Raw genomic sequence first — 19,404 nt, 5'->3', positions numbered from 1 at the left:
GCGGCCGTCAACGCGATAGCATCGTCAGGTCCGGCTACCCGCCGGTGTTCGAAAAAGGGACACGAAGCCCCGGCGCGATGACGCACCGCGCGAGACATATACGGAATCGACCGATACCGTCTCGAAAGGCTCAGCCATGCCCTCCGTCTCCGCGCACGTCGCCCTCACCCTCGCCCAGCAGATCGACGCCGTCTTCGGCGTGATGGGCAACGGCAACGCCTACTTCCTCGATGCCCTCGAACGTCAGACCCCCGCGACCTTCACCGCGGTGCGCCACGAACAGGGCGCCGTCGTCGCCGCCGACGCCCACTACCGCGCCTCCGGCCGCATCGCCGCAGGAACCGCCACTTACGGAGCCGGCTTCACCAACACGCTCACGGCCCTCGCCGAGTCGGTGCAGGCGCGCATACCGCTCGTGCTCATCGTCGGCGACGAGCCGACCTCCGGGCCCCGCCCCTGGGACGTCGATCAGATCGCCCTCGCCTCGGCCGTCGGGGCGCGAACCTACACCGTCGGGCGCACGGACGCCGCCGCGACCACCGTCATCGCGATCGAGCACGCGCTGAGCTACCGCCTTCCCGTGGTGCTCGCAATCCCCTACGACGTCGCCGCGGTCGACGCCGGTGATGTTCCTGCGGTGTCGGCCCCGCGCGCCCCCGAGCCGCTCGGCGTTCACGGCGAGTTCGCGTCGGGGATGCTCGACGAGATCGCCGCAGCGCTCGCTTCGGCGCAGCGCCCGCTCCTGCTCGCCGGCCGCGGCGCGTGGCTCGCCGGTGCAGGGCCCGCGCTGGGAGAGCTGACTGAGGCGACGGGCGCGCTGACCGCGTCCACCGCACTGGGCCGAGGGATCTTCCCGAACGCGTCCTACGACCTCGGCGTCACGGGCGGGTTCGGCGCCGACGGGGCGATGAGCACCGTGCGCGAGGCCGATGTGGCCGTCGTGTTCGGAGCATCGCTGAACCAGTTCACGATGCGCTTCGGCGAGCTGTTCGCACCGGGGACCGCGGTGTTCCAGGTCGACGTCGCCCCTGCCGCGACCCACCCGCATGTGGGCGGTTATGTGCGCGGCGACGCGCGGCTGGTCGCGGAGGCACTGGTGGAGCGGGTCGCCCAGCCCTCCGCCTTGCACAACTCAGGAGATTTTCCGCAGAACCCGCAGCTTTCGGATGCCGCGACCCCGGTTTCCGCCAGTCCCTCCGGAGTTATGCACGCGGCGTGGCGCGAGAGCGTCGATATCGAGACCGCGCGCACCTACGAGCCGGGCGACGACCTCGCCCCGGATGGCCGTCTCGATCCCCGCTCGGCGGCCCGACGCATCGGCGAGCTGCTGCCCGCCGACCGCTACGTGGTCTCCGACGGCGGGCATTTCCTCGGCTGGTCGAACATGTACTGGCCGGTGGCCTCGCCCGATCGGGTGATGATGGTCGGCACGGCGTTCCAGGCGATCGGACTCGGCTGGCCGAGCGTCGTGGGAGCGAGCCGTGCACAGCCCGACTCGACCATCGTGCTCACCAGCGGTGATGGCGGTGGTCTGATGGCGATCGCCGACCTCGAATCCGCGGTGCGCACAGCCCGCGGCCGCGGCTGCGCCGTGATCTGGAACGACGCCGCCTACGGCGCCGAGGTGAACCTCTACGGTCTCAAGGGCCTCGCCGAGGCGCCGATGCGCATCCCCGAGGTCGATTTCGCCTCCCTCGCCGCGGCGGTCGGCGCCGAGGGCGTCGTCGTCCGCACGCTCGCCGATCTCGAACGCCTGGGCACCTGGAGTACGGAGGACCCGGCGCAACGCCGCTTCCTGCTGTTGGATCTGCGCATCTCCGGCGATGTGATCGCCCCGTACCAGCAGGAGATCATCCGGGTGAACAGCTGACCGCGTTTAACGGGCAGGCAGGAAGACCCCCTCGAGGAACTCCGCGAATTCGGTGATCGCGTCCAGCGGCAGCACGGCGGCGACGTACTGGTCGGGACGGACGACCACCACGACGCCGTCGCGGGAGAGCTCGCGCGCATCGAAGAGGTCGGTGTCCGTCCAGGTGTTGGGGGTTGCGGTGTAGACCTTCTCCCAGTCGATGAGTCCGAGCGCACCGGATTTCGGCAGGAACAGCTCCGGGGTGTCGAGCAGCACGACGTCCTCGAACGCCTGCTGGTAGATGGCCTTCGCGTCGATCACGGCATCGGGGTCAGCGCCCACCGGTGTGATGCCCGCGATCAGGGGTGCGGCGTTGGCCGCCCAGTCGCGCAGGCCCTCCCCCGAGACATCCGAGAAGGCGTACACCCGCCAGCGCCCGTCGGCCGTGGCGTGGTGCCCGAGGTGCACGATGTTGCCGTCGCAGACGCGCACGACCTCGGCGGATTTGAGGCGCTTGCCGAGGGGGAAGCCGGCGGCGAGCGCCTGATGCCGATCGGTGCCGGTGATCATCGAGGGTGCGTATTGCGTCATGAATCCGGAGGGGAATTCGGCGGTGCCGAGATAGTAGTTCGACAGTTCCTGCGGGTCGGAGATCTCCTCGGGCTTGCGGGCCATGAGGCTGGACCATTCGCGGTCGAAGTCGATGAGCTGCTGGGCGACGGGCTGTCGTTCGTCGGTATAGGTGCGCAGCAGGCTCTCCGGGCTGCGCCTGGTGAGGACGGCGCCCAGTTTCCAGCCGAGGTTGAAGCCGTCCTGCATGGAGACGTTCATGCCCTGGCCGGCTTTCGCACTGTGGGTGTGGCAGGCGTCGCCGGTGAGGAAGACACGTGGCGTTTGATCGGATGATCCGGAGACGTCGTCGAATCCGTCGGTGACGCGGTGCCCGACCTCGTAGACGCTCGACCACGCGACCTCCTTCACGTCGAGCGTGTAGGGGTGGAGGATCTCGTTGGCCTTGGCGATGACCGCTTCGATCGGCGTCTGGCGCACCCGGTGGTCGTCGTCGGCGGCGACTTCGCCGAGGTCGACGTAGACGCGGCTGAGGTATCCGCCCTCGCGGGGGATGTGGAGGATGTTCCCGGCCTTCGCGTTGATCGCGCATTTGGTGCGCCAGTCGGGGAAGTCGGTGTTGACGAGCACGTCCATGACGCCCCAGGCGTGGGCCGCGAACTCCCCCACGTGGGTGCGGCCGATCGCTTCGCGCACGCCGCTGCGTGCGCCGTCGCAGCCGACGACGTATTTCGCGTGGATCGTGCGCTCCTGGCCCGTGCGCTCTCCGACGGTGTATCGGATGCGGACCTCGACCGGATGCTCGCGGTCGGGGTGGGTGGTCAGGCCGAGGAATTCGACGCCGTAGTCGGGCACGATGCGGCCGGGCGCGGCGGCTGCGGCTTCGGCGAAGTAGTCGAGCACGCGGGCCTGGTTGACGATGAGGTGCGGGAATTCGCTGATCTTGAGGCCGTAGTCCTCGGTGCGGGTCGTGCGGATGATCTCATCGGGGTTCTCGGGATCGGGGCCCCAGAAGTTCATGAAGGCGATGTTGTAGGCCTCGGCGGTGATGCGCTCGGCGAATCCGAAGGCCTGGAAGGTCTCGACGCTGCGCGGTTGGATGCCGTCGGCCTGTCCGAGCTCGAGTCGGCCGTCGCGCTTCTCGATGATGCGCGTGGTGATGGTGGGGAACTGCGCCATCTGGGCGGCCAGCAGCATGCCCGCGGGGCCGGACCCCACGATGAGGACGTCCATCTCCTCCGGCAGGTCGACGGGCCGGTCGATGCCGGTGCCGGCTGCCGCAACGGTGCGCGGGTCCTGCGAGACGTATCCCTGGTGGTGGAACTGCATCGGTACTCCTTCGTCGTTCGCGGGGGCGGATGCCGCGGCATCCGCCCCCGCGGCTCACATCGTCAGGCGCGGGCGAGACCGCGGATCGGGCTGATGGCCTGCTCCTGCTCATGGTCGGGGCCCAGCGGGATCCCGCTGCGGTCGCGCAGCAGGAGGGTGGCGATGAGACCGATGAGGGTCATGCCGGCGAGATACCAGGTGACGGCATCCGTCGACCCGGTCGCATTCACGATGGCCGCGGCGATCGTCGGGGCGAACGCGCCACCGAGGATCGCGCCGATCGCATAGGAGATCGAGACGCCAGAGAACCGGATGGATGCCGGGAACAGCTCGGCGTACAGCGCGGCCTGCGGTCCGTAGGTGAATCCGAGGCCGATCGTGAGGATCGCGAGGGCGGCGAACAGCGCGCCGACGCTGCCGGTGTTGACCAGCGGGAACAGCAGTGCGACACCGCCGAGCTGGAGGACCCAGCCGATGATGTAGGTCGTCCGCCGGCCGATGCGGTCGCACACCCATCCGGCCAGGAGCGTCGTGAGCAGCCAGGTCACGGCGGAGCCGGTGACGGCCCACAGCACCGGACCGCGGTCGAGACCGATCGGCCCCTCGGGGTCGGTGGCGTATCCCTGGATGTAGCCGCCGGTGGTCATGTAACCGACCGCGTTGTTGCCGGCGAAGACGAGGGCGGCGATCAGCACGAGGAGTGCGTGCTTGCGGAACAGCTGCACGATCGGCATGTTCGCCTTCTCCTTGCGCTCGGCGAGCTCGGCGAACACCGGGCTCTCCTCGACGTTGCGGCGCACATAGTGGCCGATGAGGATCAGAACGACGCTGAGCAGGAACGGGATGCGCCATCCCCATGCGAGGAAGGCGTCTCCCGGTGCGATCGCGGTCATGATCGCCATGACGCCCGAGGCGAGGAGGAGCCCGAGGGGAACGCCGATCTGGGGCGAGGCGCCGAAGATGCCGCGCCGCTTCTTGGGCGCGTGCTCGACGGCCATGAGTACCGCGCCGCCCCATTCGCCGCCGGCGGAGATTCCCTGGAGGATACGGAGGAAGACGAGCAGGATCGGGGCGCCGATGCCGATGACCTCGGCAGTCGGAAGAAGACCGATCAGTGCCGTGGCGGCTCCCATGAGGATCAGCGTCCACATGAGCACGCGCTTGCGTCCCAGCTTGTCGCCGAAGTGCCCGGCGAGGAATGCTCCGAGCGGGCGGAACAGGAAGCTGATGCCGACGGTGGCGAATCCGAGGATGACGGTGTTCGTACCGAGCGCGGAGAAGAAGAGCTGCCCGAAGACCAGGCCGACGGCCGTGGCGTAGATGAAGAAGTCGTACCACTCGACGGTGGTGCCCACCACTGTCGCGAAGACCACGCGTCTGCGGTCTGCCGCGGTGGCGATCGTGCCGGTCGGAGTAAACCCGGGCTTGTCAGTCATTGAAGCTCCTTGTGTGACGTCGTTGTCGGTTGTCGGTGTGCTTGCCCCCTGACGCCAGGATGATATACGATTTCGAATACATCGCACAAGGGTGATGACGACGACGCAAGGAGGCGCCCGACGTGACCGACCTGATCCCCCGCCCCGGCAAGATCATCGCGATCCACCTCAGCTACGCCTCGCGCGCCGAGCAGCGCGGGCGCCGCCCTGCGCACCCGTCCTACTTCTTCAAGGCGCCGAGCTCCGTCGCGGCATCCGGCGGCACGGTCGAGCGCCCCGCGGGCACGGAGCTGCTGGCGTTCGAGGGAGAGATCGCCCTCATCATCGGCGCCCCGGCCCGCCATGTCCCCCTCGAGGATGCCTGGTCCCACGTGGCATCCATCACCGCGGCCAACGACCTCGGCCTCTACGATCTGCGCGCCAATGACAAGGGCTCGAACGTTCGCTCCAAGGGCGGCGATGGCTACACGCCCCTCGGGCCGTCCCTCATCGATGCGCACGACGTCGACCCCGACAGCATCCGGGTGCGCACCTGGGTCAACGGCGAACTGCGCCAGGACGATGACTCGGCCGGCCTCGTCTTCCCCCTCGCCCAGCTCGTCGCCGATCTCTCCCAGCACTTCACCCTCGAAACCGGGGATGTCATCCTCACGGGGACGCCCGCGGGCTCATCGGTCATCGTTCCGGGCGATGTCGTCGAGGTCGAGGTCGACGCCCCCTCCGCCCCCGGCGCCCCCACGTCCGGCCGGCTCGTCACGACCGTGACGCAGGGCGACACCCCGTTCGACCCGAGCCTCGGCTCACTCCCGACGGTCGATGACACACAGCGCAGCGAGGCCTGGGGCACGCCCCCGACGACGCCGGAAACGGCTCCCGCGCTATCCGCCGACCTGCGCGCGAAGCTCGAGCAGGCTCCGACCGCCGGACTCTCGGCCCAGTTGCGCAAGCGCGGCCACCACCACTGCTTCATCGACGGCGTCGCGGCGAACCTTCCCGATGCGAAGATCGTCGGCGCAGCCCGAACTCTGCGCTTCATCCCCGCACGAGAGGACCTCTTCGCCAGCCACGGCGGCGGCTACAACGCGCAGAAGCGGCTGTTCGACGCCGTCGGCGAGGGGGAGATCATCGTGATCGAAGCCCGCGGCGACTCCACGACCGGCACGCTCGGCGACATCCTGGCGCTCCGCGCCGTCGCGCGGGGCGCTGACGGCGTCGTCACCGACGGCGGTGTCCGCGACCACGACGAAGTGGCCCGCATCGGGCTACCCGTGTTCTCCCGGGGCGCCCACCCCTCGGTGCTCGGCCGTCGCCACGTCCCCTGGGACGTCGATGTCACGATCGCCTGCGGCGGCGCGGCCGTCCAGCCCGGCGACATCATCGTCGGAGACGGCGATGGCGTGATCGTCATCCCCCCGCACCTCGCCGAGGAGGTCGCCGACGCCGCGATCGCGCAGGAGGATGAAGATGCGTGGATCGCCACGCAGGTGCAGGCGGGGCATCCCGTCGATGGACTTTTCCCGATGAACGCCGAATGGCGCGCGAAGTACGAAGGCCGCGAATGAAGACGATGAGCAAATCCCAGCAGGCATACCACTGGATCAAGGAGCGCATCGCGGCGCAGACCTTCACCCCCGGGTACCGCCTCGTACTCGGCAGCATCGCCGCCGAGCTCGACATGAGCGCGGTGCCGGTGCGCGAGGCGATCCGCCAGCTCGAGGCCGAGGGGCTCGTGCAGTTCGAGCACAACATCGGCGCACGCGTCGCCATGGTCGATGATCGGCAGTACCGGCACAGCATGGAGACGCTCGCGGTCCTCGAGGGCAGTGCGACCGCGCTCGCCGCCCCCCATCTCACGGTCGACGACATCGCGCGCGCTCGTGCCATCAACGACCGGATGATCGAGACGCTCGCGCACTTCACCCCCTCGGCGTTCACTCAGCTCAACCAGGAGTTCCACGAAACCCTCATCGCGCCGTGCCCGAACCCGCGCCTGCACGAGCTCGTCACGCTCGAGATGCAGCGATTGAACCGCCTGCACGACTCGACGTTCAGCTTCGTGCCCGGCCGCGCGCACGATTCCGTTCGCGAGCACGAGCAGATCATCGCGCTCATCGAAAGCGGCGCCCCGATCGAACGGATCGAACAGGCCGCACGCCAGCACCACGCATCCACTCTCGACGCCTATCTCGACCATGAGCGCACCCGTGCCGACGACGCCGTCAGCGCACCCGCGCACTGATACCGGAGGAATCATGACCGATAACCGCATCCCGCACGACCTGCCGGACCGCATCCGGCACTACATCGATGGCGAATTCGTCGATTCGACCGATGGCGATGTCTTCGATGTGCTCGACCCCGTCACGAACGACACCTACACGACGGCCGCCGCCGGCAAGAAGGCCGACATCGACCGCGCCGTCGCCGCGGCCAAGCGCGCCTTCGACGAGGGGCCGTGGCCGAAGATGCTGCCGCGTGAGCGATCGCGCGTGCTGCACCGCATCGCCGACATCGTCGAGTCCCGCGATGCACGTCTGGCGGAGCTGGAGTCCTTCGACTCGGGCCTGCCGATCACGCAGGCCCTCGGCCAGGCGCGACGTGCGGCGGAGAACTTCCGCTTCTTCGCCGATCTGATCGTCGCGCAGGCCGATGACACCTACAAGGTTCCCGGCCGCCAGATCAACTACGTCAATCGCAAGCCGATCGGCGTCGCGGGCCTCATCACCCCGTGGAACACCCCGTTCATGCTCGAGTCGTGGAAGCTCGGCCCCGCGCTCGCGACCGGAAACACCGTCGTCCTGAAGCCGGCGGAGTTCACTCCCCTGTCGGCTTCGCTGTGGGCGGGCATCTTCGAAGAGGCGGGGCTGCCGAAGGGCGTCTTCAACCTCGTCAACGGACTCGGCGAAGATGCCGGCGATGCGCTGGTGAAGCATCCGGATGTCCCGCTCATCTCGTTCACGGGCGAGAGCCGCACCGGGCAGATCATCTTCGGCAATGCCGCCCCGCACCTCAAGGGACTGTCGATGGAGCTGGGCGGGAAGTCCCCCGCCGTCGTCTTCGCCGACGCCGACCTGGATGCCGCGATCAACGCGACCGTCTTCGGAGTGTTCTCCCTCAACGGCGAGCGCTGCACCGCGGGATCCCGCATTCTTGTCGAGCGCTCGATCTACGAGGAGTTCGTCGAGCGCTACGCGGCGCAGGCGAAGCGCGTGAAGGTCGGCTATCCGAACGACCCCGCCACCGAGGTCGGCGCTCTCGTGCACCCGGAGCACTACGAGAAGGTCATGAGCTACGTCGAGATCGGCAGGAGCGAGGGGCGCCTCGTCGCCGGCGGCGGCCGCCCGGAGGGTTTCGAGACCGGGAACTTCGTCGCCCCGACCGTGTTCGCCGATGTGTCCCCCGAGGCGCGGATCTTCCAGGAGGAGATCTTCGGGCCGGTCGTCGCGATCACGCCGTTCGATGATGATGCCGAGGCCCTGGCTCTGGCGAACAACACCCGCTATGGGCTTGCTGCGTACATCTGGACGAACGATCTCAAGCGCGCGCACAACTTCGCCGCCGCGGTCGAGGCCGGAATGGTCTGGCTGAACTCCAACAATGTGCGGGATCTGCGCACCCCGTTCGGAGGGGTCAAGGCCTCCGGCCTCGGCCACGAGGGCGGCTACCGTTCGATCGATTTCTACACCGACCAGCAGGCCGTGCACATCAATCTCGGCGAGGTCCACAACCCCGTTTTCGGAAAGCAGTGAGGACGCTGACATGACGAACCGTGAAGACATGACCCTGACCTCCTCCGGTTACTACGTGAGCCAGGAGGCGCCGATCCAGACCGACAATCCGATCGCCACTCCGCAGGCCTCGCCGCCCGACATCCTGCGCTGCGCGTATATGGAGCTCGTGGTCACCGACCTCGCGGCATCCCGTCAGTTCTACGTCGACGTGCTCGGCCTGTACGTCACGGCCGAGGACGACGAGTCGATCTACCTGCGCTCTACCGAGGAGTTCATCCACCACAACCTCGTGCTGCGCAAGGGCCCCGTCGCCGCGGTGGCCGCCTTCTCCTATCGTGTGCGCACCCCCGAGGACCTCGACCGCGCCGTCGCGTTCTACACCGAGCTCGGCTGCGATGTGCGCCGCAGGAGCGACGGCTTCGTCACCGGCATCGGGGATTCGGTGCGCGTCGTCGATCCCCTCGGATTCCCCTACGAGTTCTTCTACCAGGCCGAGCACGTCGAGCGGATGTCCTGGCGGTACGACCTGCACATTCCGGGCGAGCTCGTGCGCCTCGATCACTTCAACCAGGTGACTCCCGATGTTCCGCGTGCCGTGAAGCACATGCAGGATCTCGGCTTCCGCGTCACGGAGGACATCCAGGATGAGGAGGGCACGGTGTACGCCGCGTGGATGCGCCGCAAGCCCACCGTGCACGACACAGCCATGACGGGCGGCGACGGCCCGCGCATGCATCATGTGTGCTTCGCGACGCACGAGAAGCACAACATCCTCGCGATCTGCGACAAGCTCGGCGCACTGCGCCGGTCGGATGCCATCGAGCGCGGCCCCGGCCGCCACGGCGTCTCGAACGCCTTCTACCTGTATCTGCGCGACCCCGACGGGCACCGCGTCGAGGTGTACACCCAGGACTACTACACCGGCGACCCCGATAACCCCGTCGTCACGTGGGATGTGCACGACAATCAGCGCCGCGACTGGTGGGGCAACCCCGTGGTCCCCTCCTGGTACACGGATGCCTCGCTCGTGCTCGATCTCGACGGAAACCCGCAGCCCGTCATCGCCCGCACCGATGACAGCGAGATGGCCGTCACGATCGGCGCGGACGGCTTCTCCTACACGCGCCGCGACGAGGGCGAGGAGTCGATACCGGAGTACAAGCAGGGCGAGTACAAACTCGGGCATCAGCTGTGACGCTCACCGCCGAGCAGCGCGAGCGGATCGCTTCCGAGCTCGCCGAGGCCGACCGAGCACACGGGGTGATCCCGCGGATCACGGCTCGTTTCCCGGATGCCACGATCGAGGACTCGTATGCGATCCAGGCCATATGGCGCGATAAGAACCTCGCTGCGGGGCGCACCCTGGTGGGCCGCAAGATCGGGCTGACGTCGAAGGCGATGCAGCAGGCGACCGGAATCAGCGAGCCGGACTACGGGGTCATGTTCGATGACACCGTCTATGCATCGGGCGCCGAGATCCCGTTCGACGACTTCTCCAATGTGCGCATCGAGGTGGAGCTCGCCTTCGTCCTGAGGGCGCCGCTGGAGGGCCCGGATTGCACGCTCGATGATGCTCTGGCGGCGATCGACTACGCCGTTCCGGCCCTGGAAGTCCTGAACTCGCACATCGAGTTGGAGGGACGCACGATCGTCGACACCATCAGCGACAACGCAGCGTACGGTGCGATGGTTCTCGGCGATGTGCGGATGCGCCCGGATGAGATCGATCTGCGCTGGGTGCCCGGGGTGCTCTCACGCAACGGCGAGATCAAGGAGACCGGTGTCGCGGCCGGGGTGCTCGGGCATCCGGCGACCGGTGTGGCATGGCTCGCGAACAAATTCCATCAGCACGGGGCGCGGCTGGAGGCCGGGGAGATCATCCTCGCGGGTTCCTTCACGCGACCGATGTGGGTGCACAAGGGTGACGAGGTGCGGTGCGACTACCGCGAGATGGGGGTGATCACGTGTCGTTTCGTCTAGAGCCGGCACCGTCGTTCCGGGAGCGTCTGCGCGAAGCGGGTCGGCCTCTCGTCGGCGCATGGATCTGCTCCGGCAGTCCGCTCGTCGCGGAGATCGTGGCGGGTTCCGGACTGGATTGGGCACTCATCGATGGGGAGCACAGCCCGGTGACTCCGGAGTCGGCGCTCGCCCTGCTGCAGGCCGCCGCCCCGTACCCGATCACGCCCGTGCTGCGGGTGCCGGCCAACGACACGGTGCTGATCAAGCAGTTCCTCGACGTGGGGGCGCAGAACATCCTCGTGCCCATGGTGAACACGGCCGAGGAGGCGGCCCGGGCGGTCGCCGCCACCCGATATCCCCCGCTCGGAGTGCGCGGCGTCGGCAGCGCACTGGCGCGCGCGGCGCAGTTCAACCGCATCGACGGCTATCTGCGGCGTGCACATGAGATCACGTCCCTCACCGTGCAGATCGAATCGGATGCCGGGGTGCGCAACGCCCAGCGGATCGCCGAGGTCGACGGCGTGGACGCTGTTTTCATCGGGCCGAGCGATCTCGCGGCATCCCTGGGCCTGCTGGGCCAGCAGGAGCATTCGGATGTCATCGCCGCGGTCGAGCGGACGATCGCGGCGGTGCGCGCCGCCGGGAAGCCGGTGGGTGTGAACGCGTTCTCCCCCGCGACCGCACGACGCTACCTCGAGGCCGGTGCGCACTTCGTGCTGGTCGCCGCCGACGTATCGCTCCTCGCCCGCTCCACGGAGCGTCTGGCCGCGGAGTGGATTCCCGAGGCCGAGGATCCGGGCCGCGCGGGGTACTGACGGTGTCGGCCCGTCACCGGGCCGGCACCGCTGCAGTCACAGGCTCACGATGAACAGTGCCGCGGCCATCACGACGCCCGATCCGAGCATCGTGATGAAGGTGTATCCCAGGATGTCACGCATCTTCAGCCCGGCGATCGCGAGCACTGGCAGCGCCCAGAACGGCTGGATCATGTTCGTCCACTGATCGCCGTACGCGACGGCCATAACCGCGATCGACGGGTCGACGCCGAGCTGGTTCGCCGCGTCGAGCATGATCGGCCCCTGAACAGCGAACTGCCCGCCGCCCGACGGGACGAAGAAGTTGACGATGCCCGCCGAGAGCAGAGCGAGCACCCCGAACGTCATCGGCGTCGCGATCGAGACGAATGCGTCCGAGAACAGCTGGATCAGGCCGGAGCTGCTCATGATGCCGAGGATTCCGGCGTACAACGGGAACTGCAGCAGGATCTCTCCGACGTTCGATGCGGCTTTCTTGGTGAGGTGGATCAGCTCGAACGGGTTGCGCACCAGCAGGAGGATGAGGGCGAGGAACGACCAGTTCACGATGTCGAGCGTCAGCGTGCCGCCGCGTACGAAGTGGACGACCAGGTAGATCGCCAGCCCGATGCCCACGATGAGTGTCAGGATGCGGGAGGCGTCGATGCGATCGGCCGGGGTGACGACCTCGTCGTCGTACTCGTCGACCTCCTCCGATCCGACGCGATCGGGCAGTTCGTAGACCGGGTCGTTCTGCTTGGGGCGCACGAGGAACATCAGCACCGCGACGACCACGATGACCGCGAGCGCAGCGAGCATGTTCCACGTCGAGAACGTCGTCTCCGAGATGGGGAGGACTTCACCGCCGAGGCTCGGGGCGAGGAAGGAATCCGGCGTCGCGGCTGTCAGCGGACCCGATCCCGAATACCCCATGTGCCAGACGACGAAACCGGAGTACCCCGAGGCGACGAGCAGGGGGAAATGCACTTTCAGGCCCCTCTTGCGCGCCTCGACCGCGATCTCGCGCGCGAGGAGGGTCCCCACGATCAGACCGAGTCCCCATGTGATGAGGCTCGCGACCGCCGCGATCACGAAGACGAAGACGTAGGCGAAGCCCGCGGTGCGCGGGACGCGGGCCAGGCGCCGGAGCAGTTTCTGCACGGGCCGCGTGTTCGCGAGCATGTACCCCAGCAGCAGAATCAGGCACATCTGGGTCATGAAGGCGAGCAGGCCCGCAAGACCATCGCCCCATCCCAGGACGACATCGACCGGACTCGTGCGCGTGAGAGTCATCGCGAGCACTGCGACGATCAGCGTCAAGACGATCGCGAAGGTCAGCGCCGAGGGGATCCACCGCTCGAGGAAGCGGTTGATGGGGCGCATCAAGCCGCGGGGACGGCGTGATTCCTGTGTCTGCGACACGGTGAACTCCTTTGTCCGGTGGTCGTTTCGGCCTCACCCTAGCCGCAAGTGGCGCGATCATAGGTTCTCCGGCCAGACTGGAGGCATGACCTTCGCCGCTCTTCAGCCGCTCGCCGAGCGCGCCTCCCTCTTCGCCGCTTATCGTCAGGACGCGCTGGCCACGGCCGTCAACGCGCTGGGCGATCACCGCTGGGATGCCGATCTGGGCGCGGGCACACTGACGTTCACGGCATCCGACGATTCCTCGCACCAGGTGGTGACGAAGCCGACCCTCATCGCGACGATCGCACCGGGACCGCGTTCGATGCTGTGGGCGTGGGCGCACCCGCAGGGCGACCCGTCGGGTGTCGCCGGGCAGCTGCGCGATTACGGAACGCAGTACGAGCTGACCGATCTGGCGCAGCCCGAGCTCGCGTTCCCCGAGGACGCTCCCGCCGACGGCGAGAAGCTCGACGCCTGGATCCTGCGCACGGCCGAGCAGATCGGCACGATCGCGACGGAGATCACCGGCCGCTCCCCCCATTTCTCGGCTCCGGTCGGCGGCGGCACCCGTGCTGTCTTCCTTCTTGACGCTCCGATCCCCCCGACGACGGTGGCGGATGCCGTCATCGCGACCCCGCGTCTGCTGCCGGCGCTCACGCTGACGGATGCCCGCTCGGCGCTGTGGGATGCGGCCCGCCTGGCCGGGTGGAATCTGCAGTGGGTCGATGAGGCCTTCAGCGCGGCGATGGTGTCGGATGCCTCGGGCACGGCCACGTTCCGCTTCGACGAGCACGCGCGCATCATCGGCGTCGAGAGTCAGCTGGGCGGCTGATACCGCCGGATGAACGACGAAGCCCCCGTGCAGATGCGCGGGGGCTTCGTCGTGACAGCGTCGTCAGCGGACGAGACGCTCCGCGGTCTCGACGACGTTCGTCATGAGAAGCGCGACGGTCATGGGGCCGACGCCGCCCGGGTTCGGCGACACGAAGCCCGCGACCTCGGCAACCTCGGGGTGCACGTCTCCGTAGACCTTGCTCTTACCGGTCTCGGGGTCGGTCTCGCGCGTGACGCCGACGTCGAGCACGGCTGCGCCGGGCTTCACGTCTTCCGCGCGGATGAGATGCTTCACACCGGCGCCGGCGACGATGACGTCGGCCTGGCGCAGGTAGGGGCCCATCTCGGGAGTGCCGGTGTGCACCTGGGTGACGGTCGCGTTCACATCGCGACGGGTCAGCAGCAGACCCATCGGGCGTCCGATCGTCACGCCGCGGCCGACGACGACGACGTGCTTGCCGTTCAGGTCGTAGCCGTTGCGCACGAGCAGTTCGATGACGCCGCGCGGCGTGCACGGCAGCGGAGTCTCGATCGGGCTGTTCACGTTCAGCACGAGACGGCCGAGGTTCGTCGGGTGCAGGCCATCGGCATCCTTCGCCGGATCGATGCGCTCGAGGATGCGATCGGTGTCGATGTGCTTCGGCAGCGGCAGCTGCACGATGTAGCCGTGGCAGGTGTCATCCGCGTTGAGCTCGTCGATCAGCGCCTCGACCTCCTCCTGCGTGGCATCGGCGGGCAGCTCGCGCTGGATCGAGTTCATGCCGATCGCCTCGGACTGCCGGTGCTTCATGCCGACGTACAGCTGGGATGCCGGGTCGGCGCCGACGAGCACCGTGGCGATGCCGGGCGTGATGCCCTTCGCCTTGAGCGCTGCGACGCGCTCGGCGAGCTCGTCCTTGATCGCCGCCGAAGCGGCCTTGCCGTCGAGGACCTTCGCGGTCATGTCATGTTCCTGTTCGTCGGTGGGACGGGAGTTCCGGACGAGGCGGGACGAGGCCGTCCTGTCTCGAGCGGGAACTCCCGTCTCGAAGTGCCGAATGGCGGATGCCGGTGCTTACTGCTGCAGCTCGGGGTACAGCGGGAACGCTGCGGCGAGCGCGTCGACACGGGCGCGCAGCGCCTCGACGTCGGCACCGGGCTGCAGCGCCAGGGCGATGACATCGGCGACCTCGGTGAACTCGGCATCGCCGAATCCGCGGGTGGCGAGCGCCGGGGTGCCGATGCGCAGGCCCGAGGTCACCATCGGCGGACGCGGGTCGTTGGGGACCGCGTTGCGGTTGACGGTGATGTGGATGTCGTGCAGCAGGTCTTCTGCCTGCTTGCCGTCGATCTCGGCGTTACGGAGGTCGACGAGTACGAGGTGGACGTCGGTGCCGCCCGAGCGCACCGTGATGCCGGCGTCCGCGACGTCCTGCTGGGTGAGGCGGTCGGCGAGGATCGAGGCGCCGCGCAGAACGCGCTCCTGCCGCTCCGCGAACTCGGGCGTTGCGGCGATCTTGAACGCGGTCGCCTTCGCGGCGATCACGTGCATGAGGGGCCCGCCCTGCTGGCCCGGGAAGACGGCCGAGTTGATCTTCTTCGCGATGTCGGCGTCGTTGGAGAGGATGAAGCCCGAGCGGGGGCCGCCGATGGTCTTGTGCACGGTCGAGGAGACGACGTGCGCATGCGGCACGGGGTTCGGGTGCAGGCCCGCGGCGACGAGGCCCGCGAAGTGCGCCATGTCGACCCAGAGGAGGGCGCCGACCTCGTCGGCGATCTCGCGGAACTTCGCGAAGTCGAGCTGACGCGGGTACGCCGACCAGCCGGCGATGATGACCTTCGGCTTGTGCTCGAGGGCGAGGCGACGGACCTCGTCCATGTCGACGAGCGAGGTCTCGGGGTCGACGCCATAGGCGACGATGTCGTAGAGACGGCCGGAGAAGTTGATCTTCATTCCGTGGGTGAGGTGGCCGCCGTGGTCGAGCGAGAGGCCGAGGAGCGTGTCGCCGGGGCGCGCGATGGCGTGCAGGACGGCGGCGTTGGCGGATGCTCCGGAGTGGGGCTGCACGTTGGCGAAGCCGGCGCCGAACAGGCTCTTGACCCGCTCGATGGCGAGGGACTCGGCGACGTCGACCTCTTCGCAGCCGCCGTAGTAGCGGCGGCCCGGGTAGCCCTCGGCGTACTTGTTCGTGAGCACGGAGCCCTGCGACTGCAGCACGGAGACGGGAACGAAGTTCTCGGAGGCGATCATCTCGAGGAACGTGCGCTGACGGTTCAGCTCGCGGTCGAGGACCTCGGCGATCTCGGGGTCGACCTCGGAGAGCGGGGCGGTGAAGTACGGATCGGTCATGTCGTCCTCTTTCGTTGCGGAATGAAATGCATCGGGGGATGTCATCGGCCCAGGCGCGCGGTCGAATTCCGTAACGGTCGCTCCCCGGTGGTGACCCACCCAGACGCCAGTCGCGACAGGTCGAGCATAGCGGAATTCGTGCGGCGCCGAATCTCGTCGCCCTGCCGCGGCGGCGTTGCGCGCGATACATTTTGTTCATGGTCTTTCCTGTTGTTCCGCTTCCCGCGTCCGTCACGGAGTTCCCGGGCACCCTCGCCCTGACTTCGGCATCCCGAATCCTTGCGGGCGACGCATCGGATGCCACGGCATCCGTCCTCCGCGAGGCGATCGCCGCGCGCACCGGACTGATCCTCGAGGTCGTCATCGATGCGGCGAGCGCGGGCGATATCGAACTGGTGATCACCGGCGCCGAGGGTGAGGCCTATGACCTCGTCGTCGATGATCGGGTGCGCATCTCGGGATCCGCGGCGGGCGTCTTCCATGGCGTCCAGACGCTGCGTCAGCTGCTGAGCGGCGATGGCGAGGACTGGTCGCTGCCGCACGTCTCGATCGCGGATGCCCCGCGCTTCGCGTACCGCGGCCTCATGCTCGATGTCGCGCGCACGTTCTTCGGCGTCGACACGATCAAGGCGTTCATCGACCGCGCCGCCTCGATGAAGATCAACCACGTGCACCTGCACCTCACCGACGACCAGGGCTGGCGCCTCGAGATCCTCAGCCGCCCCCTGCTGACCGAGCGCGCCTCCGCGACCGCGGCCTCCGGCCGCGACGGCGGCTTCTACACGCAGGACGACTTCCGAGAGATCGTCGACTACGCAGCATCCCGTCACATCGTGATCGTCCCCGAGATCGACCTGCCCGGCCACACGCACGCGATCGGCCTCGCCTACCCCGAGATCGTGGAAGCGCCGGTCATGAACGAGGCGCTGCTCGCGCAGGCCGCCGAGCTCGATCAGGCACTGCCGGTCGCCGGCGAACCGTACACGGGCTGGGGCGTGGGTCACTCGTCGGTCAAGATCCACGACGAGGCCACCTGGGAGTTCCTGCGTGATGTGCTCGGCGAGGTCGCCGCCCTCACGCCCGGTCCCCTGCTGCACATCGGCGGCGACGAGGCGCACGGCACCGAGCAGGCCGACTTCGATGCGTTCATCGCCCGGGTGACGACGCTCGTCACCGACCTCGGCAAGACGCCGGTCGGCTGGCACGAGGCGGGTTCCGCCCCGGTGGCGCCTGGCACGATCGGTCAGTACTGGAGCAGCCTGTCCCCTGATGAGCGCGTCGCCGGGATCACGCGCGCGTTCGCCGAGCGCGGCGGATCGGTGGTCATGTCGCCGTCGGATGCCGCATACCTCGACCAGAAGTACGACGCGGACTTCCCGCTCGGGCTCGACTGGGCCGCCCTCATCGACCTCGAGACCGCATACGGATGGGAGCCGACCACGATCGTCGACGGCCTGCCCGAAGCAGCCGTGCTCGGCGTGGAGGGCCCGCTGTGGGCGGAGACGCTCGAGACGCCGGATGACATCGACCAGCTGCTGTTCCCGCGGGCCGCGGCGATCGCGGAGATCGGCTGGTCGCAGAAGGAATCCCGCGACTGGGAGTCCTTCCGCGCGCGCGTGCGCGCCGTGGCATCCGTCTGGGATGCCGCAGGATGGGGTGGGCACCGTCCCGCCGAGATCGACTGGAGCAACTGATGACGACGACCCTGATCCACTCCGCCCGACTCATCACGGATGGCGTCGAGACGCCCGATGCGTGGGTGCGCTTCGCCGACGGCGTCGTCGTCGCGACCGGCACCGGTGCGAGCTGGAGCGACGCCGACACGGTGATCGACGCGACCGCGCTGGCTGGCGACGGCGCGATTCTGACTCCGGGCTTCGTGGACATCCACGCGCACGGCGGCGCCGGTGCCGCATTCGACGACGGCACGGATGCCATCCGCACCGCCCGTGCGATGCACCGTTCCCACGGCACGACGCGTTCCGTGCTGTCGCTGGTGACCGCGCCGGTCGATGACCTGGCGCGCCGCGTCGCGGAGATCGCCGACCTCATGCAGACGGATGCCGACATCCTCGGCTCTCATCTGGAAGGGCCGTTCCTCGAACCGGAGCGCAAGGGCGCCCACGAACCGACCCTGCTGCGCCACCCCGTCGCCGAAGACGTGCAGCGGCTGCTCGACGCCGGCCGCGGGACGGTCCGTCAGGTGACCCTCGCCCCCGAGCTCCCCGGAGGGCTCGAGGCGATCCGTCGGATCGTCGCCGCCGGCGCCGCCGCCGCGGTCGGTCACACCAGCGCGGATGCCGCGCAGGCACGGGAGGCGTTCGAAGCCGGTGCGACCATCCTCACGCACGCGTTCAACGCCATGCCCGGCATCCACCACCGCGCCCCCGGCCCTGTGCTCACGGCTGCGGCCGATCACCGGGTGGTCCTCGAGGGCATCGCCGACAACGTGCACCTGGACCCGTACGTCATCAAGCTGCTCTTCGATTCGGCTCCCGGTCGCGTCGCACTGGTGACGGATGCGATGGCAGCCGCCGGCAGCGCAGACGGCAAGTACGACCTCGGCGCCGTCAAGGTCACGGTCACCGATGGCATCGCCCGCACGGATGAAACGGGATCGATCGCCGGTTCCACTCTCACGCAGGACGTCGCCCTTCAGCGCGCGGTCGCCGCGGGCGTCCCGCTCATCGAGGCGGTGCGCGCCCTCACCGAGACGCCGGCGCGTGCGATCGGCGTGGGAGACCGGCTCGGACGCCTCGCCGAGGGATACCTCGGGGATGCCGTGATCCTCAGCGCCGATTTCACCGTGGCGCATGTGCAGACCGGTTCCGGCCTGGACTGAGCCACCGGCGCGAGGAGGAAGGGTGGCCGTTGCTCCCCACAGCAACGGCCCCTTTCTCTCCTCCGGCATGAGAACGGGTGGATCAGCAACTCCTCCCCCGAGGCTTCTGACCCACCCGGCCGATGATTCACTGCTCTCGCCGGCCCCGAGCTCCTCCCCCCGGTGGAGCTCTTGTGGTTGTCTCTGACTGATGAGACGGCCATGACCGCGATTCATTACGCGAAACCCGAAAAATTCTTCCCCGTTGTCCACAGGCTCTCGGTCGGGGTGGTCTCAACGGAAGATTCGGGGGAGAATGGCTCGGGCGCATGACGACCGACACCGCGC

15 protein-coding genes and 1 riboswitch are annotated in these 19,404 nt (G+C 68.4%); of the genes, 10 read left to right on the top strand and 5 right to left on the bottom strand.

Features of this window, described 5'->3' with window-relative positions:
- Window positions 1–136: 136 nt before the first annotated feature.
- Entirely contained in the window at window positions 137–1,870 is a 1,734-nt protein-coding gene (locus Q0Z66_RS01940) for a thiamine pyrophosphate-binding protein (protein ID WP_298037085.1), read from the top strand.
- Between the two features lie 6 nt (window positions 1,871–1,876).
- On the opposite strand, the gene Q0Z66_RS01935 is transcribed toward Q0Z66_RS01940, so the two are convergent.
- Together Q0Z66_RS01935 and Q0Z66_RS01930 are read right to left on the bottom strand one after the other, a co-directional pair.
- Window positions 1,877–3,748: an FAD-dependent monooxygenase gene (locus Q0Z66_RS01935; protein WP_298037083.1), complete on the bottom strand. Its 1,872-nt coding sequence runs from the start codon at window positions 3,746–3,748 to the stop codon at window positions 1,877–1,879.
- A gap of 62 nt (window positions 3,749–3,810) precedes the next feature.
- The gene (locus Q0Z66_RS01930; RefSeq protein WP_298037082.1) at window positions 3,811–5,184 is read right to left on the bottom strand and encodes an MFS transporter; all 1,374 of its coding nucleotides are present in this window, start codon (window positions 5,182–5,184) and stop codon (window positions 3,811–3,813) included.
- 122 nt (window positions 5,185–5,306) lie between these two features.
- Between Q0Z66_RS01930 and Q0Z66_RS01925 the strand changes: the two genes are divergently transcribed.
- From Q0Z66_RS01925 to Q0Z66_RS01900, 6 genes are read left to right on the top strand one after another with little or no spacing between them, the layout of a single operon-like run.
- Window positions 5,307–6,746, top strand: a complete 1,440-nt coding sequence (locus Q0Z66_RS01925; RefSeq protein ID WP_298037080.1) for a fumarylacetoacetate hydrolase family protein — start codon at window positions 5,307–5,309, stop codon at window positions 6,744–6,746.
- A 5-nt stretch (window positions 6,747–6,751) separates the two neighbouring features.
- Complete coding sequence (locus Q0Z66_RS01920; protein WP_298037079.1) at window positions 6,752–7,423, top strand: GntR family transcriptional regulator; 672 nt, start codon at window positions 6,752–6,754, stop codon at window positions 7,421–7,423.
- Between the two features lie 13 nt (window positions 7,424–7,436).
- Window positions 7,437–8,933 (top strand): 5-carboxymethyl-2-hydroxymuconate semialdehyde dehydrogenase, encoded by a 1,497-nt coding sequence (gene hpaE / locus Q0Z66_RS01915; protein WP_298037078.1) that lies wholly within the window; start codon window positions 7,437–7,439, stop codon window positions 8,931–8,933.
- A gap of 10 nt (window positions 8,934–8,943) precedes the next feature.
- Complete coding sequence (hpaD, locus tag Q0Z66_RS01910) at window positions 8,944–10,110, top strand: 3,4-dihydroxyphenylacetate 2,3-dioxygenase (protein WP_298037077.1); 1,167 nt, start codon at window positions 8,944–8,946, stop codon at window positions 10,108–10,110.
- Window positions 10,107–10,895, top strand: coding sequence for a fumarylacetoacetate hydrolase family protein (locus Q0Z66_RS01905; RefSeq protein WP_298037076.1), 789 nt, complete (start codon window positions 10,107–10,109; stop codon window positions 10,893–10,895). Before hpaD ends, Q0Z66_RS01905 begins: the two co-directional genes overlap by 4 nt.
- A complete protein-coding gene (locus Q0Z66_RS01900; RefSeq protein ID WP_298037075.1) occupies window positions 10,880–11,689 on the top strand; it encodes an HpcH/HpaI aldolase/citrate lyase family protein in 810 nt (269 codons plus the stop codon). The genes Q0Z66_RS01905 and Q0Z66_RS01900 overlap by 16 nt, the downstream gene beginning before the upstream one ends.
- Before the next feature lie 36 nt (window positions 11,690–11,725).
- On the opposite strand, the gene Q0Z66_RS01895 is transcribed toward Q0Z66_RS01900, so the two are convergent.
- Window positions 11,726–13,051, bottom strand: a complete 1,326-nt coding sequence (locus Q0Z66_RS01895) for a TIGR00366 family protein (protein WP_298037253.1) — start codon at window positions 13,049–13,051, stop codon at window positions 11,726–11,728.
- 124 nt (window positions 13,052–13,175) lie between these two features.
- Here Q0Z66_RS01895 and Q0Z66_RS01890 point away from each other — a divergent pair, with 124 nt between their 5' ends.
- Window positions 13,176–13,904: a DUF6882 domain-containing protein gene (locus tag Q0Z66_RS01890; protein ID WP_298037074.1), complete on the top strand. Its 729-nt coding sequence runs from the start codon at window positions 13,176–13,178 to the stop codon at window positions 13,902–13,904.
- Window positions 13,905–13,967: 63 nt separating this feature from the next.
- Here the strand turns inward: Q0Z66_RS01890 and Q0Z66_RS01885 are convergent, their stop codons facing one another.
- Together Q0Z66_RS01885 and glyA are read right to left on the bottom strand one after the other, a co-directional pair.
- Complete coding sequence (locus Q0Z66_RS01885; protein ID WP_298037073.1) at window positions 13,968–14,849, bottom strand: bifunctional methylenetetrahydrofolate dehydrogenase/methenyltetrahydrofolate cyclohydrolase; 882 nt, start codon at window positions 14,847–14,849, stop codon at window positions 13,968–13,970.
- Window positions 14,850–14,960: 111 nt separating this feature from the next.
- Window positions 14,961–16,235 carry a serine hydroxymethyltransferase gene (glyA, locus tag Q0Z66_RS01880; RefSeq protein ID WP_298037070.1) on the bottom strand — a complete coding sequence of 425 codons (1,275 nt, stop codon included), beginning with the start codon at window positions 16,233–16,235 and terminating at the stop codon, window positions 14,961–14,963.
- A 40-nt stretch (window positions 16,236–16,275) separates the two neighbouring features.
- Window positions 16,276–16,359: riboswitch (ZMP/ZTP riboswitch) on the bottom strand.
- Window positions 16,360–16,432: 73 nt separating this feature from the next.
- Between glyA and Q0Z66_RS01875 the strand changes: the two genes are divergently transcribed.
- Both Q0Z66_RS01875 and nagA read left to right on the top strand, forming a co-directional pair.
- A complete protein-coding gene (locus tag Q0Z66_RS01875; protein ID WP_298037068.1) occupies window positions 16,433–17,929 on the top strand; it encodes a beta-N-acetylhexosaminidase in 1,497 nt (498 codons plus the stop codon).
- Window positions 17,929–19,077: an N-acetylglucosamine-6-phosphate deacetylase gene (nagA, locus tag Q0Z66_RS01870; protein WP_298037066.1), complete on the top strand. Its 1,149-nt coding sequence runs from the start codon at window positions 17,929–17,931 to the stop codon at window positions 19,075–19,077. The genes Q0Z66_RS01875 and nagA overlap by 1 nt, the downstream gene beginning before the upstream one ends.
- Window positions 19,078–19,404: the final 327 nt, after the last annotated feature.

Origin of the sequence: uncultured Microbacterium sp. (genome assembly GCF_947632095.1) — a bacterium.
Taxonomy (GTDB): Bacteria; Actinomycetota; Actinomycetes; order Actinomycetales; family Microbacteriaceae; genus Microbacterium.
Note: the sequence above shows the minus strand (reverse complement) of the source record. Positions and strands in the feature narration are given on the sequence as shown.

What these genes read in the sequence shown, in the direction of transcription:
- glyA (WP_298037070.1), bottom strand. Translation starts at nt 16,235, where the DNA reads ATGACCGATCCGTACTTCACCGCCCCGCTCTCCGAGGTCGACCCCGAG.
- Q0Z66_RS01920 (WP_298037079.1), top strand. Translation starts at nt 6,752, where the DNA reads ATGAGCAAATCCCAGCAGGCATACCACTGGATCAAGGAGCGCATCGCG.
- Q0Z66_RS01885 (WP_298037073.1), bottom strand. Translation starts at nt 14,849, where the DNA reads ATGACCGCGAAGGTCCTCGACGGCAAGGCCGCTTCGGCGGCGATCAAG.
- hpaE (WP_298037078.1), top strand. Translation starts at nt 7,437, where the DNA reads ATGACCGATAACCGCATCCCGCACGACCTGCCGGACCGCATCCGGCAC.
- Q0Z66_RS01935 (WP_298037083.1), bottom strand. Translation starts at nt 3,748, where the DNA reads ATGCAGTTCCACCACCAGGGATACGTCTCGCAGGACCCGCGCACCGTT.
- hpaD (WP_298037077.1), top strand. Translation starts at nt 8,944, where the DNA reads ATGACGAACCGTGAAGACATGACCCTGACCTCCTCCGGTTACTACGTG.
- Q0Z66_RS01875 (WP_298037068.1), top strand. Translation starts at nt 16,433, where the DNA reads ATGGTCTTTCCTGTTGTTCCGCTTCCCGCGTCCGTCACGGAGTTCCCG.
- Q0Z66_RS01890 (WP_298037074.1), top strand. Translation starts at nt 13,176, where the DNA reads ATGACCTTCGCCGCTCTTCAGCCGCTCGCCGAGCGCGCCTCCCTCTTC.
- nagA (WP_298037066.1), top strand. Translation starts at nt 17,929, where the DNA reads ATGACGACGACCCTGATCCACTCCGCCCGACTCATCACGGATGGCGTC.
- Q0Z66_RS01895 (WP_298037253.1), bottom strand. Translation starts at nt 13,051, where the DNA reads ATGCGCCCCATCAACCGCTTCCTCGAGCGGTGGATCCCCTCGGCGCTG.
- Q0Z66_RS01940 (WP_298037085.1), top strand. Translation starts at nt 137, where the DNA reads ATGCCCTCCGTCTCCGCGCACGTCGCCCTCACCCTCGCCCAGCAGATC.
- Q0Z66_RS01930 (WP_298037082.1), bottom strand. Translation starts at nt 5,184, where the DNA reads ATGACTGACAAGCCCGGGTTTACTCCGACCGGCACGATCGCCACCGCG.